A 15528-nucleotide genomic window follows, 5' to 3' on the forward strand; every position below is an offset into this window, starting at 1 on the left:
CGATTCGATCTTGAAGGTCAGCAGCAGTTCGTAGAACTTGCGCGAATAGGTCTTTTCCGAAGACAGGTAGAAGTTGCGCGCCACCTGCATCGTGATGGTGCTGGCGCCCTGCGACTTCGACATGTTGATCAGGTTGGTCAGGCCCGCGCGCACCACGCCCATCCAGTCGATCCCGCCGTGCTGGTAGAAGCGGTCGTCCTCGGCCGCCAGCACCGCGGACTTCATGACGTCCGGGATTTCGTTGAAGCGCAGCACGTTGCGGCGTTCTTCGCCGAATTCGCCGATCAGTACGCGGTCCGCCGTATAAACGCGCAGCGGCACTCGGGGGCGGTAGTCCGTCATGGCGTTCAGGTCCGGCAGGTTGGGCCAGGCCAGCGCGAGCGCCATTCCAGCCAGCAGGACGCCGCACAGGAACAGCCCGGCACAGAAGATGCCGGTCTTGACGAAGAATCGCAGTATCGGGGAGCCACTCTTGGAGGGCTTGTCTTTCTTGGAGGAATTCTGGGGCTTGCTCATCGCGGCGATTTTACGGGTATCTCCGGTCCGGACTTAGCGCGGGGAACCGGCATCTGTAACAAAATTGTTCAGTGTGGTGCGCGGGCAACTGGCGGCGGTGTGATAATGCCGGCATGAACGTTTCCGCTATTTCATGTCCGGAGGCTGCCCCGGACTCGGCGTCTCCCGGCGAGACGCCCGAAAATCCGCCTTGCGCCACGGAGTGCGCGGGCGGGGCCGTGTCGTTGCCTCATGACCTGCCCGTCTTCCTGGTGGGCATGATGGGCGCAGGCAAAACGACCATAGGCCGTGGCCTGGCGCGTGCCCTGGGGCGCGAATTTGTGGATCTGGATCATGAGCTCGAGGCGCGTTGCGGCGTGCGGGTGCCAGTAATCTTCGAAATCGAGGGCGAAGCCGGTTTCCGTCGCCGGGAAGCTGCCGCCTTGGAAGAGTGTACCCAACGGCGCAACATAATTCTTGCCACCGGCGGAGGCGCCATCCTCGCGGCGGAGAACCGCCTGCGCCTGCGGGAGCGCGGCATCGTCGTCTACCTGCGGGCCAGCGTGGACGAATTGTTCCGCCGCACCTGCCGCGACCGCAACCGTCCGCTGCTGGCCACCGCTGATCCGCGCGGCACCCTGCGCGACCTGATGACCCTGCGGGAACCCCTCTACAAGGAAGTGGCCGACATGGTCGTGGAAACGGGCTCCATGCCCGTGCACACCCTGGTCAAGGCCCTGCTGCCGCAATTACAAGCTTTTGAGAAGCGCATATGAACGTTGTACACGTCGACACCCCGGGCGGAAGCTATCCCATCCATATCGGCCCGGGCCGCATGGACGTCCTGGACCAGTGCATTCCCGCCGACGCCACCGCGATCGCCGTGGTGACCAATCCCACCATCGCCGCCCTGTACGGCGAGCGCGCCGAAGCCGCGCTCGCGCGGACGGGCAAGCGGGTGCTGCGCATCGAGCTGCCCGACGGCGAGGCCTACAAAGACTGGCAATCGCTTAACCTGATCTTCGACGCGCTGCTGGCCCAACGCCTGGACCGCCGCTGCGTGCTGGTGGCGCTGGGAGGGGGCGTGATCGGCGACATGACCGGGTTCGCCGCCGCGGTGTACATGCGAGGCGTGCGTTTCCTGCAGGTGCCCACGACCCTGCTGGCCCAGGTGGACTCCTCGGTAGGCGGCAAGACCGCCGTCAACCATCCGCTGGGCAAGAACATGATCGGCGCGTTCTACCAGCCGATCGCGGTCGAGATCGACACCGACGTGCTGGGCACGCTGCCGGCGCGCGAGGTTTCCGCGGGCCTGGCCGAAGTGATCAAGTACGGGCTGATCCTGGACCCGGCATTCTGGTCCTGGTGCGAGGAAAACGCCCAGAAGCTGCGAGCGCTGGATCCGGAGGCCATCGCCTATGCCATCCGCCGCTCGTGCGAGCTCAAGGCGCAGGTGGTGGGCAAGGACGAGCGCGAATCCGGCCTGCGCGCCATTCTCAACCTGGGCCACACGTTCGGCCACGCCATAGAGTCCGGCCTGGGCTACGGCGCCTGGCTGCACGGCGAAGCGGTGGGCTGCGGCATGGTGCAGGCCGCCGAGCTGTCCGCCGACGTCGCCGGCTTCGACCGCGATGACGTGGCCCGCGTGCGCGCCCTGGTGGCCGCCATCGGCTGTCCCGCCGTGGCGCCGGACCTGGGGGCGGACCGCTGGCTGGAACTGATGCAGGTGGACAAGAAGACCGAAGGCGGCTCGATCCGCTACGTGCTCATTACCCGCATCGGCGAAGCCGTCACCCGGACGGCTCCCGACGATGCCGTGCGCGCCGTCCTGGCCCGCACCACCCAATAGACGCAAGGGAGACGGTGTTGCAGATGAAAGAGTTGGCTTCCTATGCATCCCACCCGTCTCAATCGCGCGGGCGGACCTACGCCGAACCTCCGCCGGAAAATCGGACCGAGTTTCAGCGCGACCGCGACCGCATCGTCCATTCCGGCGCGTTCCGGCGCCTGGAATACAAGACCCAGGTCTTCGTGAACCACGAGGGCGACCTGTTCCGGACCCGCCTCACCCACAGCCTGGAAGTCGCCCAGATCGCGCGCACCCTGGCGCGCAGCCTGGGCCTGTCCGAAGACCTGACCGAAGCCATCTCTCTGGCCCATGACCTGGGCCATACGCCGTTCGGCCACGCCGGCCAGGATGAACTGAACGCCTGCATGCACGAGCTGGCGCCGGAGGCCGGCGGTTTCGAGCACAATCTGCAAAGCCTGAGGGTGGTGGACGAGCTGGAAGAACGCTACGCCGACTTCAACGGCCTGAACCTGTGTTTCGAAACACGGGAAGGCATCCTGAAGCACTGCTCGGCCACGCATGCGCGCCAGCTGGGCGAGGTGGGCGAACGCTTCCTGAACCGCACGCAACCGTCGCTGGAGGCCCAGCTGGCCAATCTGGCGGACGAAGTCGCCTATAACAACCACGACATCGACGACGGCCTGCGTTCCGGGCTGATCACGCTGGAACAGCTGAAGGACGTGTCGATCTTCGAGCGCCACCATGCCTACGTGCTGGAGCGCTATCCCGGCCTGGCCCCGCGTCGCGCGGTGGCCGAAACCATACGCCGGATGATCAATACGCTGATCGTCGACCTGACGCAGACCTCGCTGGCGCGCATACGCGAATTCGCGCCGGCCACCGCGGACGACGTGCGCCGCGCCCCGATGCTGGCGAGCTTTTCGGACGAGATCCGGCGCGAGGCGGACGAGCTGAAGAAGTTCCTGTTCGACAACCTGTACCGCCATTACCGCGTCCTGCGCATGACGACCAAGGCGCGGCGCATCGTGCGCGAACTGTTCGTCGCGTTCCTGGACGATCCGCGCCTGCTGCCGCCCGACTACCGCAGGCCGTCGTTCAACGAACAGGCCCGGGCGATCGCCGACTATATCGCCGGCCTGACGGACCGCTACGCCATCCGCGAGCACCGGCGCCTGTTCGAGATGAGCTAGGGCTGCGCGGCGCCGCGGCGGGCTCAGCCGGCGAGGTAGCGCTGCGCCAGCAAGACCCAGTAGGCCGCGCCCACGGGCAGGCTGTGGTCGTTGAAGTCGTAGCCGGGGTTGTGCACCATGCAGGCGCCATGGCCGCTGTTGAAGCCCTCGGGCGAGCCGTCGCCGTTGCCGACGAGCAGATAGGAACCGGGCACTTCCTCGAGCATGAAGGCGAAGTCCTCGCTGCCGGTCAGCGGCCGGGTCTGCGGATCCACCTTTCCGGGGCCCACGAGTTCCACCGCCACTTCGCGCGCGAAATCCGTCTCGGCCTGGGTGTTCACCAGCACGGGATAGCCGCGGTTGTATTCGATGGCCGCCCGCACCTGATAGCTGGCCGCCTGACTGTGGACGAGTTCGGTGATGCGCGCCTGCAGCGTGTCCCGCACCTGGCGGTCCAGCGCGCGCACGCTGAGTTTCAGCGTCGCCGTCTGGGGAATGACGTTGTTGGCCTTGCCGGCATTGAATGCGCCGACCGTGATCACGGCCATGTGCAGCGGATCGATGTTGCGGGCGACGATGCTCTGCAGCCCCAGTACGATGGCCGACCCGGCGACGACGGGATCGGCCGCGCGGTGCGGGACCGCGCCGTGCCCGCCCACGCCCTCCAGGACGATGGTGACGTTGTCGGACGAAGCCATGGTGGGGCCGTCGCGCAGCAGCAGATGGCCCTGAGGGTGGCCGGGCATGTTGTGCATGGCGAAGATGGCGTCGCACGGGTACTTGTGGAAGAGCCCGTCCTCCATCATGCGCTTGGCTCCGCCCAGGCCTTCCTCGGCGGGCTGGAAAATCAGATTGAGGGTGCCGCTGAAATCGCCGTGCCGGGCCAGGTGATGGGCCGCGGCCAGCAGCATCGCCGTATGGCCGTCATGGCCGCAAGCGTGCATGACTCCTTCGTTGCGGCTGGCATGCTCCAGGCCCGTGGCTTCCTGGATGGGCAGGGCGTCCATGTCGGCGCGCAGGCCCAGGCGCCTGGCGCCGTCGCCGCGGCGCAACTGCCCGACCACGCCGGTCCCGCCCAGCCCGCGCTCCACTTCGTAGCCCCACTGCGCCAGGCATTGCGCCACCAGGTCGCTGGTGCGGAATTCCTGGAAGCCGAGTTCGGGATTGCGGTGGATGTCCCGGCGGATCGAGACGAACTCGTCTGCCTGAGCGGTCATGGTCTGCAGGATCGGATGCATGTCGGGTCTTTCCTTGGGTGGGGGAGCGTTCAGGGAGTGCCGGCCAGTTTTACATGGCTGGAGATTTCGCGGAAGCGCTCGGTCTCGGCGCGGTACATCGTGTCCGCCTGCTCGGCGCTCATCGGCGCCGAGACTTCGATGTTCTGGTATGTCAGGCTCTGCTTCACCGCGGGGTCCTGCATGGCGGCGTTGAGCGCGGCCTGCAGTTGCGCGACCACGGCTTCCGGCGTGTCGCGCTTGACGAAATAGCCGGTCCAGGTGGTGAAGTTGAAGCCTTTGAGCAGCTGGCCTTCATTGACCGACGGCACGGCCTTGAGGGCCGGAAGCGTGCTGCGCTGCGGGTCCAGGCTGGCCAGCAGCTTGACGCGGCCTTGTTCGGCCAGCGCCATCTGCTGCTGGGACAGGGGCAGGATGGCGATGTCCACCTGGCCGCCGCCGAGGTCCTGCATCAGCGGCGCGCCTCCCTTGTAGGGCACGTGGACCATGTTGGCGCCGATGGTGCGGGCCAGGTGCTCGCCCAGGACGTGGTACAGCGAACCCACCCCCACGCTGCCGAACGTGAGCGGCTGCGTGGCCGATCGCGAGCGCGCCAGCGTGACCAGTTCATCGGCGGTCGCCGCCGGCAGATCGCTGCGCGCCACGATGACCATGGGCGCCATGCCGATCATCTGCACCAGGCGGAAATCCTCGCTCTTGAGCTTCACCGCCGGATTGGCGATGGGCGAAAGGATCAGCTCGTTGGGCGACCCCTGGAACAGGTAATAGCCGTCGGATTTGGCCGCCAGCACCTTCTGTGCGCCCAGCGCGCCGCTGACGCCGCCCAGGTTCTCCACCAGCACGGGCTGGCCCAGCTGTTTGGACACGGGCGGGGCCACCACGCGGGCGATGGCGTCGGACGTGCCGCCCGCCGGATACGGCACCATCATCATTACGGGCCGGTTCGGATAGTCGGCGGCCAGGGCGGCCTGGCCCGACAGCGCCGCGCCCAGCGCCACCGCACAGCCGGCGAGACGCAGGCGGTCGAAAAGCTTGCTCACGAGTTTCCCCTTTTTGGAATGTGGTGTCGTGAACGGCATGCTAGGGATAGCCATCGCCAGTTGTCTAACGAATTGTTATTCTGGAAGCTAGAAAAAAAACTCATACTTGAGTGGAAATCCCCGGCATGAACCTCAAGCAGCTCGAACATCTGCTGGCGGTGGCCGAAGCGGGCTCCTTCAGCCGCGCGGCCGAACGCCTGCACCTGACCCAGTCGGCGCTCAGCCGCAGCATCCGGATACTGGAAGAGGATCTGGGGGCGAGGCTGCTGGACCGCATGGGCAAGCGCACGGAACTGACGCCGCTGGGCCTGACCGTCGCCGGCCGCGCCCGCCGCATCCTGTTCGAATCGGCCGAGTTGCGCCGCAGCGCCGAATTGCTGACCCAGGGGGACAGGGGAGCCATCAGCATCGGCCTGGGTTCAGGCCCGGGCGCCATGCTCATGACGCCCTTGCTGGCGCACGTTGCGCAGCGCTATCCGCAATTGCGCCTGGAAGTGATGCGCGGTTCGCTGGAAGCCCACCTGGCGCTATTGCGCCAGCGGCGGCTGGATGCGCTGGTGGTGGATACCCGCGGCATCGTGCCGGCGGCCGATCTGCGCATCGAGCCCGTGTCGCAGATGCGGGCGGGCTTCATCTGCCGTCCGGGGCATCCGTTGGCCCGCGCGGCGCGTCCGCCGCGCTTCGCGGAGATCGCGTCCTATCCCTTGGCGTCCACCTTCCTGGCGGCGGATACGGAGCGGATCCTGGTTGAACACTTCGGCGTCGAGGCAGATCCGCAAACCTCGGTACGCCTGCGTTGCGACGAGATCGGCAGCCTGCTCGAGGCCGTGCGCGTGTCGGACGCGGTCTTCCTGGGTATCGTGGGGGCGGCCCGGGCCGGCATCGAGGCCGGAGAGTTGGCGGAACTCCCGGCCGATCCGCCGCTGCGCAGCCACGCCCTGTTCGCGCTGGTGACCCTGACGGGCCGCACCGAGGCGCCGGCGATGGGGCTGCTGCGCGAATTCGTGGCCGAGCGGCTGCGCGACTGAGCCGGAGCGGGCTGCCTTCAGCGATGCTTGCGGTAGGGCTCGTCCTCGGGCACGAAGGTGGCTTCGGCGCGCGCGTCCTGCATCCACGACTGCATGGCCGGCAGGGCCAGCACGGCATCCATGTAGTCGCGCACGGAACCCGCTGCGGCGATGCCGTACGTCGTGAACCGGGAAACCACGGGAGCGAAGAACGCATCGGCGATCGAGAACGCTCCGAACAGGAACGGCCCGCCGCCGCCGAACTCGGCGCGGGTGTCTTGCCAGATGGCGTGGATGCGGGAGATATCCTGGAGCGCGGCCTCGGGAAAGTCGATGCCCGGCAGGTGCGCCTCGACGTTCATGGGCAGCGCCTGGCGCATTGCGCCGAAACCGCTGTGCATTTGCGCGGCCAGGGAGCGCGCCCGGGCGCGCGCGCGGGCGTCCTGCGGCCACAGGCCGGCTTCGGGGTGGCGTTCGGCCGCGTATTCGCAGATGGCAAGGGAATCCCAGATGGCGAAGTCGCCGTCCAGCAGCACGGGCACGAGGCCGGCCGGGGTGATGGCGCTCAGGTGGCGGGTGAACGCCTCGGTGGTCAGGCCCAGCTTCTGCTCTTCGAAGGCGATGCCCGCGGCGCGCAGGGCGATCCACGGACGCATGGACCAGGAAGAGTAGTTCTTGTTGGCGATGATCAAGGTGTACATGCCGCTATCCCTTACGTATCGAGTGTTTGGCCTGCGGCGCCGGCGCGCGGCGCAGCAGCTTGCCCAGGTACTGCCCGGTATGGCTGTCCTCGGTGGCCGCGACGTCTTCCGGCGTGCCCTGCGCCACCACGCGGCCGCCGCCGTCGCCGCCTTCGGGGCCCATGTCGACAACCCAGTCGGCCGTCTTGATGACGTCCAGGTTGTGTTCGATGATGAGCACCGTGTTGCCGCTGTCGACCAACTGGTTCAGCACCTGCAACAGTAGCTCGATATCGCGGAAATGCAAGCCCGTCGTGGGCTCGTCCAGGATGTAAAGCGTGCGGCCGGTGCTGCGGCGGGACAGTTCCTGCGACAGCTTCACGCGTTGCGCTTCGCCGCCCGACAGCGTGGTGGCGCTTTGGCCGAGACGGATGTAGGACAGGCCCACGTCGATCAGCGTGTGCAGCTTGCGGGCGATGGCAGGCACCGACTCGAAGTATTCCAGCGCCTGCTCCACCGTCAGGTCCAGCACTTCGCTGATATTGCGCCCGCGGTAACGGATTTCGAGCGTTTCACGGTTGTAGCGCTTGCCGTGGCAGACGTCGCAAGGCACGTACATGTCCGGCAGGAAGTGCATTTCCACCTTGACCACGCCGTCGCCCTGGCAGGCTTCGCAGCGGCCGCCCTTGACGTTGAAGCTGAAGCGCCCGGGGTCGTAGCCGCGGGTCCGCGCTTCGGGCACGCCCGCGAATAGTTCGCGGATGGGCGTGAAAAGGCCGGTGTAGGTGGCCGGGTTGCTGCGCGGCGTGCGGCCGATGGGGCTCTGGTCCACGCTGATGATCTTGTCGAAGTTCTCCAGCCCCTGCATCGAGACGTAGGGCGCGGGTTCGCTCTGGGCGTGATGCAGCTGGCGCGACACTGCGACCGCGAGCGTGTCGTTGACCAGGGTGGATTTGCCCGAGCCCGAAACGCCGGTCACGCAGACCAGGCGGCCCGACGGGATGCGCAGATCCACGTTCTTCAGGTTGTTGCCGCTGGCGCCCGACAGCACCAGCCAGGGCAGTTCGCCGTCCACCGGGCGGCGATCGGGTATCGCGATGGAGCGCGCGCCGCTGAGGTACTGGCCCGTCAGGGAGGCCGGATCGCGCTGCACGGTTTCCGGATCGCCTTGCGCCACCACCTCGCCGCCATGCTCGCCGGCGCCCGGCCCCATGTCCACGACCCAGTCGGCCATGCGGATCATGTCTTCGTCATGTTCGACCACGATGACGCTGTTGCCGAGGTCGCGCAGGTGCTGCAGGGTGCCGATCAGGCGGTCGTTGTCGCGCTGGTGCAGGCCGATGGAGGGTTCGTCCAGCACGTACATCACGCCCGTCAGGCCCGAGCCGATCTGGCTGGCCAGCCGGATGCGCTGCGCTTCCCCGCCGGAGATCGTGTCGGCGCTGCGGTCGAGCGACAGGTAGTTCAGCCCCACGTTGTTCAGGAAGCTCAGGCGCGCTTCGATCTCGCGCACGATGCGCTGCGCGATCTCCTGCTTGGCGCCGGTCAGGCTCAGGTCGCGGAACCAGGAAAGGCAGGTCGACAGCGGCATCGCCTCGACTTCGTAGATGGCCTGGCCATGGCGCTCGCCGCCTCGGGGGTCCTGGCCGATCAGCACGTTGCGCGCTTCCGGGCGCAGGCGCGAGCCGGCGCAATCCGGGCAGGTCTTGATGTTGCGGTATTTGCCCAGCTCTTCGCGCACGGTGGCCGAATCGGTCTCGCGCCAGCGGCGTTCCAGGTTCGGGATGACGCCTTCGAAGGTATGGCGCTTGACCGTGCTGCGGCCTTTTTCGTTCAGGTAGAGAAACGAGATTTCCTCTTCGCCGGAGCCGTACAGCACCTTGTCGCGCAGCGCCTCGGGCAGTTCCTCGAAAGGTGTCTCGATGTCGAATTCGTAGTGGGCCGCCAGGCTGGTCAGGAGCGAATGGGTGAACGCATTGCGGCGGTCCCAGCCGCGGATGGCGCCGGCCGCCAGGCTCAGTTCCGGGAAGGCGACCACGCGTTTGGGATCGAAGAACCCGACCTGGCCGATGCCGTCGCAACTGGGGCAGGCGCCCATGGGATTGTTGAAGCTGAACAGGCGCGGCTCCAGCTCGGGCAGGCTGTGGCTGCATACCGGGCAGGCGTAGCGGCTGGAGAAAACCTGCTCGCGCCCGCCGTCCATGTTCAGCGCCAGCGCGCGGCCGTCGGCCAGCTGCAGGGCGGTCTCGAAGCTCTCCGCCAGGCGCTGCTTGCTTTCGGGCTTGATGCGCAGGCGGTCGATCACCACGTCGATGTCGTGCTTCTCGGTTTTCTTCAGCGGCGCCATGCCGTCGATTTCCAGCATCTGGCCGTCGACACGCAGGCGCACATAGCCCTGCGCCTGCAGGCTGGCGCATTCGTCCTCGAAACTGCCTTTCTTGCCCCGGGCGATCGGCGCCAGCACGGCCAGGCGGGTCTCGGGGGCCCAGGCCAGCACCGCGTCCACCATCTGGCTGACGCTTTGCGCCTGCAGGGGCAGGCCATGGTCCGGGCAATAGGGGGTGCCGACCCGCGCGTACAGGAGGCGCAGGTAGTCGTGGATCTCGGTAATGGTGCCGACGGTGGAGCGGGGATTGTGCCCGGCCGCCTTCTGTTCGATCGAGATGGCCGGCGACAGGCCCTCGATCAGGTCCACGTCCGGCTTGTCCATCAATTGCAGGAATTGCCGGGCGTAGGCGGAAAGGCTCTCCACGTAGCGCCGCTGGCCCTCCGCGTACAGGGTGTCGAATGCCAGGGAAGACTTGCCCGAGCCGGACAAGCCGGTGACGACCACCAGTTTGTGGCGGGGCAGGTCCAGCGAGACGTTCTTGAGATTGTGGGTGCGGGCACCCCGAATGCGTATCGCGTCCATCGGGCTCGTTAAGCGGTTTCAAAGGCCAACTTGGTACTATAGCGCGCCGAATCCCCCCGCGTTCGGGGCAGTCGTTCAGCCCGGATTGGCCCGGGGCCGGCGCCGCACCGCCAGATCAGACCGTGAGCGTATGACATCCACGCGCGCGAATAGCCCTTGTCATTGTTGAAATTTCCGCATGCCGGCAGATAAAAAACTGAAATTGACCCCGTCCGAGCGCCGCGCCAGCGTGGCGCTGGCCGGCTTGTTCGCCGCGCGGATGCTGGGGCTGTTCCTGTTGTTGCCCGTTTTCGCCGTGTCCGCCGCCGGCATGCCGGGCGGGGATGACCCCGCGCGGGTCGGGCTGGCGCTGGGCATGTACGGCCTGACACAGGCTTTCATGCAGATTCCCTTCGGCCTGGCGTCCGACCGCTGGGGGCGCCGCCCCGTGGTGCTGTTCGGGCTGTTGCTGTTCGTGGCGGGCAGCATCGTCTGCGCCCAGGCCTCGGACGTGTACTGGATCACCATCGGGCGCGCCATCCAGGGCGCCGGCGCCATTTCCGCGGCGGTCACCGCCTGGCTGGCGGACGCCACCCGGGACGAGGTGCGCACGCGCGCCATGGCCATGGTGGGCGGGTCGATCGGCCTGTCCTTCGCCGTTTCGCTCGTGCTGTCGCCCGTGCTGGTCGGGTGGTGGGGCCTGTCGGGCCTGTTCTGGACCATCGCCTGCCTGGGCGTCATCTGCCTGGCCGTGGCGCGCTGGGTCGTGCCCGTGGTGCCGCGGACCCAGGCGCGCACCATGCAGGCGGCCAAGCCCAGGGAGGTCCTGACCCACAGCGACCTGCTGCGCCTGAATTTCGGCGTCTTCGTGCTGCACCTGATCCAGGTGTCGCTGTTCGTGGTGGTGCCGGCGCTGCTTGCGAAGATAGGCGGGCTGGATGCGCGTGAACTCTGGAAGGTCTATCTTCCGGTCATCCTGGTGTCCTTCGTGCTGATGGTGCCGGTGGTTTTCGTCGCGGAAAAGCGCCGCGCCCACCGCGGCGCCCTGCGCGCCGCCGTCGCCGGCCTGATCGTGGTGTGCGCGCTGCTGCCCGCCGCCAGCCATGGTTTCTATACGCTGGCGGCCGCATTGACGGGCTTTTTCGTCGCCTTCAACGTGCTGGAGGCCCTGCAGCCTTCCCTGGTGTCCAGGGTGGCCCCGCAGGCCTACAAGGGGCTCGCGCTGGGCTTCTACAACACGGCCCAGGCCGCGGGCCTGTTCACCGGGGGCGCGCTGGGCGGCTGGCTGGCCGCGCATTCGGGGTCCAATGCCGTGTTTCTTGCCGCCGCGGTCCTGTCCGCCGTCTGGCTGGCCGTCACCTGGGCCCTGCGGCCGCTTTCCTGAGCCGCGCGGCCCGCCTGGCCCGCGCCAGGCGGAAATGTCGCGGATCGCGCCTCGAACGACGGCCAACGCCCGTCAAATTCCAGGGCGGGGCGGGCGGTTTTGTCACTATTTCCGTTTGGCGCGACGGCCTCTTTTCGTCGATAATAGACACCAATCTAGGGCTTCACCCGGCGTCGCCGGTCATCGTGATGGTGACCGGCGAGTTTCATGAAGCCGGTCTTCAACATCGCTTTTATGTTGTTGCCGGCGCGCTCGCGGTAACGCACAGGCGCAGGCTGTCAACAACAGAGGGACAACGGCATGGCATCGGTTAACAAAGTCATACTCGTGGGCAATCTGGGACGCGACCCGGAAGTCCGCTACAGCCCCGACGGGGCGGCAATCTGCAATATGTCCATTGCCACCACCTCCACCTGGAAAGACAAGGCTTCCGGCGAGCGCCGCGAAGAAACGGAATGGCACCGCGTCGTCATGTACAACCGCCTGGCTGAAATTGCCGGCGAATACCTGAAGAAGGGCCGCTCGGTCTACATCGAAGGCCGCCTCAAGACGCGCAAGTGGCAAGACAAGGACACCGGCGCCGACCGCTACAGCACCGAAATCGTCGCTGACCAGATGCAGATGCTGGGCGGCCGCGAAGACGGCGGCGGCGGTGGCGCCAGCTACGGCGGCGGTGGCGGCTACGACGACGCGCCGCGCCAGCAGCGCGCCGCTCCGGCGCAGCGTCCGGCTCCCCAGCAGCGCCCGGCCCCCGCGGCGGCTCCGGCCAGCAGCGGCGCCAACCTGGCGGACATGGACGACGACATTCCGTTCTGAGTCCCGCCCCCGCCTTGCGGCAAACCCCGGCCTTTCTTGCGGAAGCCCGGGGTTTTGTTTTGGCCGGCCGCCGCGCCGGCCCGAGCGGGAAATCCCTTTCCGGACCCCGCGCTCAACCGCCCGCCGGGCTAGCCTTCACGGCCTCATGGCCGATGATGGCATTGGTGACGTCGATGGCCTGGGCTTCGGAGTTCATGCTGAGGTTCAGGGCGCCGTCGTTGATGGCGCCGCCGATCCGAGGCATGCCGACAAGCTGCCCGTTGATCGTGAACAACAATGATTTACCCACGTTCTGCCGGGTTATCTGCGCCAGCTTCTGCGCGCCCGCCTGATTGAACTGCAGATGCACGAAGGGGCGGCCGTCCTTGGTCTTCATCGGCGTCACCGAGGCCAGGTCGTCCCGGGCCAGCACCGGCGCGGGCTGATAGTGCAGGGTCTGGTTGTCCACGCGCAGCGCTTGCAGGCCTTTGCCCGGCGCAGCTTGCGCCAGCCGGAACTCCACCTTCGGGGCCGGGGCCTGCCGGGCCTGTTGTGTGGGCTGTGCGGCCGCGGCCGGTTGCTGCGCGGCCGGGGCGCCCGCGCCGCCCTGTTGGCGAGGCAAGGGCTGGCAGGCCGCAAGGACGAAGACGGGAGCGATGCAAGCGATCAATCTGGAATGGCGATTCATATCGGGCTGGATTTTCTATGAGTAGGGGACGGGCGGGCCCGCCCGAACCGGCAGGGCCCCTTCGCGTGTCAGGGTTGGGGCGCAAGGGCCTCTGAACATGCCTGCGGCTTCCAGAGGAAGCTGCGCGCCAGCATGGACTTGTCGAACAGCACCTTGTATTGGCACTGCATCGTTTCGCCGCCTCGCGGAAGGTGGAACAGGTAGTCCCATTCCCGCACGCCCAGCACGCCTTCCCGGAAATGCGGCGGCCCCAGCAACTGGTATAGCTGCGTCTTGGACATTCCGGCGCGCACATTGCGCAGGTTCTCCAGATTCGGCCAGGAACCCAGGCCCGGCGCGGCATCGTCCACGACGGGGAATACGGGCGCGTCGGTCGTGCCGGATTCGCTGACGCGGCTGAGGTTGCCGCAGCCGGCCAGCAGGGCGGCAAGCACGGCGCACGCCGAGGCAATTCCCAAGCGCCGCGGCCCGATTCCGGCCTTGTTGTTGTTGTGCATGACGGTCATTGCTTTGCTCCTTACCACTGATAGCCCACGCCCACCGCCGCGCCGACGTCGCCACGCGAGGTGCTGTTGGCAAGGCCCTTCACCACCCATTTGCCGTTTTCGGAGACGGTGGACAGGCCCATCGCGAAGCCGCTCTCGCCTCGCCAGGTCGCTCCGCCCATGCTGAACATGCTCTTGCCGGGCAGATACGCCTGGGGCAGGCCGGACATCGCCATGGCGCCGGCAATGCCCGCGCTCAAGCGGTTGTCCAGTTGCTGCAGGTCGCGGCGTACGCCCGCAACCTGGTTGCTCAGGCCGGTCTCGACTTCCCGCAGTTGGTTCACGTTGACGGCATCGGTTCCCGACGTCCCTCGGGCGACGTTGATGATCTGGCGTTCCGAGCCTTCCGAACCCACCGACACGCTGTTGTCGCGCGCCGCCTCCGACCCGGCACCCAGCGCCACGGAGTTGCTGCCCGAGGCCTTGCTGCCCTGGCCGACGGCCGTGGCGCCTGCGCCCGTGGCCTGCGCGCCATTGCCGATGGCGGTGCTGTCCTTGCCTGAGGCGACCGCGCCTGCGCCGCCGGCGGTCGAATTGGAGCCGCTGGCCTTGGGCGCCGGGGGCGGCGTATCGCCCTGGCTGACCTGGAACATGCCGTCCGCGCCGTTCTTGATGGTAGAGACGTCGCCTTCGACTGCAGTCACGCGGTTATCGATCTTGTCGATCTTGTCGCCGACTTCCACGACCGAGCCAGCGACTTCCGTAATGCGCTTATCGGTGTACTCATTGGCTTCCTTGACCGCTCCTTCGAGCTGCCGCACGTTCACCGCGTCGGTCGCATTGCGGCCATCGGCGACATTGCTGATGGTCCGCTCGGCGCCCGGCGCGCCTACCGAAACCGTGCCGGCCGTATCGTTCTGCGCGCCCGAGTACTTCCCGGTGTAGCTCTCGGCGCCGCGGTCGGCCACGGATCCAGCGCCCAAGGCGACGTCGCCGTCCTTGTTTGCGACCGCTCCGTTGCCCATCGCGACCGAGTTGGCGCCCGAGGCGACCGCGGCGGGTCCGGCCGCGACGCTGCCCAGGCCGTTGGCCTGCGAGTCCGGCAAGACCGCCGAAGCGCCGCCATTGGCGTGGAAGTACTTGACCCCTGCGCCGCCATTGGCGATGTTGTTGACGGTCATGCCCAGCGAATCAACGGCCTGGTTCGTCGCATAAAGCTGGGAACCGTTCACCGCGTCCGTGCTGTCGGCGGCGATGCGGCCCGCCGCGACGTTCTGGATCTGCCGGGGCGCCGAGGCGCTGCCGATGCTCAGCACATCGCCCGCCGCCGGATTGCCGCCGGCGTAGAGATACTCGGTGCCGTTGATCGTGCCGCCCGCGGTCGCGCTTGCCGCCGTCACGGTGGAGCCATTGCCGAGCACTACCGCGCCGCTCAGGCCGCCATCCAGGATCGAGACGTTGCTGCCGAGCACGAAGGCATTGGCGGCGGCGACGGTGTTGTCGTTGCCCAGCGCGAACGCGCCTGCGCCGCTGACGTTGTTGCCGCTGCCCAGGCTTACCGCCCGGGCGCCACGGACTTCCGACTCGCTTCCGAGCGCGATTGCGCCGGCGCCGGCCGCCGTGGCGGCGTCGCCCAGCGCGATGGCCTGTTCGGCGTCCGCCAGCGCCCGGGGACCGATGGCGATGCTTTCCGCGCCGAGCGCGCGGCTGTCGGCCGCCTGCGAATTGGCGTGGAAATACTTGATGCCCGTGTCGGTGTCGATGAGGTCCTGGAACTTGCCGTCCACGGCCTTCAACTGGCTGACGTTGACGGCGTCGGTGTCGGTGGCGCCTGCCGCCACGTTGGTGAT

At 67.4% G+C, this 15528-nt stretch carries 14 protein-coding genes; 6 read left to right on the plus strand and 8 right to left on the minus strand.

Annotated elements, in window-relative coordinates; translation table 11 throughout:
- On the minus strand, nucleotides 1-516 hold a 516-nt coding region (locus tag JL37_RS30880), incomplete at its 3' end, for a transglycosylase domain-containing protein (protein ID WP_231570335.1).
- 113 nt (nucleotides 517-629) lie between these two features.
- Here JL37_RS30880 and JL37_RS12720 point away from each other — a divergent pair.
- The 3 genes from JL37_RS12720 to JL37_RS12730 are packed head-to-tail and all read left to right on the plus strand — an operon-like array spanning nucleotide 630 to nucleotide 3495.
- Entirely contained in the window at nucleotides 630-1271 is a 642-nt protein-coding gene (locus JL37_RS12720) for a shikimate kinase (protein ID WP_043544504.1), read from the plus strand.
- Nucleotides 1268-2344: a 3-dehydroquinate synthase gene (gene aroB, locus JL37_RS12725; protein WP_043544505.1), complete on the plus strand. Its 1077-nt coding sequence runs from the start codon at nucleotides 1268-1270 to the stop codon at nucleotides 2342-2344. The genes JL37_RS12720 and aroB overlap by 4 nt, the downstream gene beginning before the upstream one ends.
- 23 nt (nucleotides 2345-2367) lie before the next feature.
- Complete coding sequence (locus JL37_RS12730; protein ID WP_043544598.1) at nucleotides 2368-3495, plus strand: deoxyguanosinetriphosphate triphosphohydrolase; 1128 nt, start codon at nucleotides 2368-2370, stop codon at nucleotides 3493-3495.
- Between the two features lie 23 nt (nucleotides 3496-3518).
- Here JL37_RS12730 and JL37_RS12735 read toward each other — a convergent pair whose 3' ends face one another.
- A complete protein-coding gene (locus tag JL37_RS12735) occupies nucleotides 3519-4712 on the minus strand; it encodes a M20 aminoacylase family protein (protein WP_043544506.1) in 1194 nt (397 codons plus the stop codon).
- A 29-nt stretch (nucleotides 4713-4741) separates the two neighbouring features.
- Nucleotides 4742-5749: a tripartite tricarboxylate transporter substrate binding protein gene (locus JL37_RS12740; RefSeq protein ID WP_043544507.1), complete on the minus strand. Its 1008-nt coding sequence runs from the start codon at nucleotides 5747-5749 to the stop codon at nucleotides 4742-4744.
- Between the two features lie 125 nt (nucleotides 5750-5874).
- Between JL37_RS12740 and JL37_RS12745 the strand changes: the two genes are divergently transcribed.
- Nucleotides 5875-6777 (plus strand): LysR family transcriptional regulator, encoded by a 903-nt coding sequence (locus JL37_RS12745; RefSeq protein WP_043544508.1) that lies wholly within the window; start codon nucleotides 5875-5877, stop codon nucleotides 6775-6777.
- Between the two features lie 17 nt (nucleotides 6778-6794).
- On the opposite strand, the gene JL37_RS12750 is transcribed toward JL37_RS12745, so the two are convergent.
- On the minus strand, nucleotides 6795-7457 hold the full coding sequence (locus JL37_RS12750; protein WP_043544509.1) for a glutathione S-transferase: 663 nt from the start codon (nucleotides 7455-7457) through the stop codon (nucleotides 6795-6797).
- Nucleotides 7458-7461: 4 nt separating this feature from the next.
- On the minus strand, nucleotides 7462-10347 hold the full coding sequence (gene uvrA / locus JL37_RS12755; RefSeq protein ID WP_043544510.1) for an excinuclease ABC subunit UvrA: 2886 nt from the start codon (nucleotides 10345-10347) through the stop codon (nucleotides 7462-7464).
- 178 nt (nucleotides 10348-10525) lie between these two features.
- On the opposite strand from uvrA, the gene JL37_RS12760 reads away from it, so the two are divergent.
- Entirely contained in the window at nucleotides 10526-11710 is a 1185-nt protein-coding gene (locus JL37_RS12760) for an MFS transporter (RefSeq protein ID WP_043544511.1), read from the plus strand.
- Between the two features lie 300 nt (nucleotides 11711-12010).
- Entirely contained in the window at nucleotides 12011-12526 is a 516-nt protein-coding gene (gene ssb / locus JL37_RS12765) for a single-stranded DNA-binding protein (protein WP_043544512.1), read from the plus strand.
- Nucleotides 12527-12638: 112 nt separating this feature from the next.
- Here the strand turns inward: ssb and JL37_RS30445 are convergent, their stop codons facing one another.
- The 3 genes from JL37_RS30445 to JL37_RS30670 form a co-directional block, all read right to left on the minus strand.
- Nucleotides 12639-13193, minus strand: a complete 555-nt coding sequence (locus JL37_RS30445; protein ID WP_156124296.1) for a hypothetical protein — start codon at nucleotides 13191-13193, stop codon at nucleotides 12639-12641.
- Nucleotides 13194-13261: 68 nt separating this feature from the next.
- Entirely contained in the window at nucleotides 13262-13699 is a 438-nt protein-coding gene (locus JL37_RS12775; protein WP_231570336.1) for an outer membrane protein assembly factor BamE, read from the minus strand.
- 11 nt (nucleotides 13700-13710) lie between these two features.
- Nucleotides 13711-15528, minus strand: a 1818-nt coding sequence (locus JL37_RS30670; protein WP_197064602.1) for a YadA family autotransporter adhesin, incomplete at its 5' end; no start/stop codon positions are given.

Source organism: Achromobacter sp. RTa, assembly GCF_000757485.1.
Classification (GTDB): Bacteria; Pseudomonadota; Gammaproteobacteria; order Burkholderiales; family Burkholderiaceae_B; genus Achromobacter.

Excerpts from the sequence above, each read along its gene's own strand:
- JL37_RS12720 (WP_043544504.1), top strand. The coding sequence starts at position 630 with ATGAACGTTTCCGCTATTTCATGTCCGGAGGCTGCCCCGGACTCGGCG.
- aroB (WP_043544505.1), top strand. The coding sequence starts at position 1,268 with ATGAACGTTGTACACGTCGACACCCCGGGCGGAAGCTATCCCATCCAT.
- JL37_RS12730 (WP_043544598.1), top strand. The coding sequence starts at position 2,368 with ATGAAAGAGTTGGCTTCCTATGCATCCCACCCGTCTCAATCGCGCGGG.
- JL37_RS12735 (WP_043544506.1), bottom strand. The coding sequence starts at position 4,712 with ATGCATCCGATCCTGCAGACCATGACCGCTCAGGCAGACGAGTTCGTC.
- JL37_RS12745 (WP_043544508.1), top strand. The coding sequence starts at position 5,875 with ATGAACCTCAAGCAGCTCGAACATCTGCTGGCGGTGGCCGAAGCGGGC.
- JL37_RS12750 (WP_043544509.1), bottom strand. The coding sequence starts at position 7,457 with ATGTACACCTTGATCATCGCCAACAAGAACTACTCTTCCTGGTCCATG.
- uvrA (WP_043544510.1), bottom strand. The coding sequence starts at position 10,347 with ATGGACGCGATACGCATTCGGGGTGCCCGCACCCACAATCTCAAGAAC.
- JL37_RS12760 (WP_043544511.1), top strand. The coding sequence starts at position 10,526 with ATGCCGGCAGATAAAAAACTGAAATTGACCCCGTCCGAGCGCCGCGCC.
- ssb (WP_043544512.1), top strand. The coding sequence starts at position 12,011 with ATGGCATCGGTTAACAAAGTCATACTCGTGGGCAATCTGGGACGCGAC.
- JL37_RS30445 (WP_156124296.1), bottom strand. The coding sequence starts at position 13,193 with ATGAATCGCCATTCCAGATTGATCGCTTGCATCGCTCCCGTCTTCGTC.
- JL37_RS12775 (WP_231570336.1), bottom strand. The coding sequence starts at position 13,699 with ATGACCGTCATGCACAACAACAACAAGGCCGGAATCGGGCCGCGGCGC.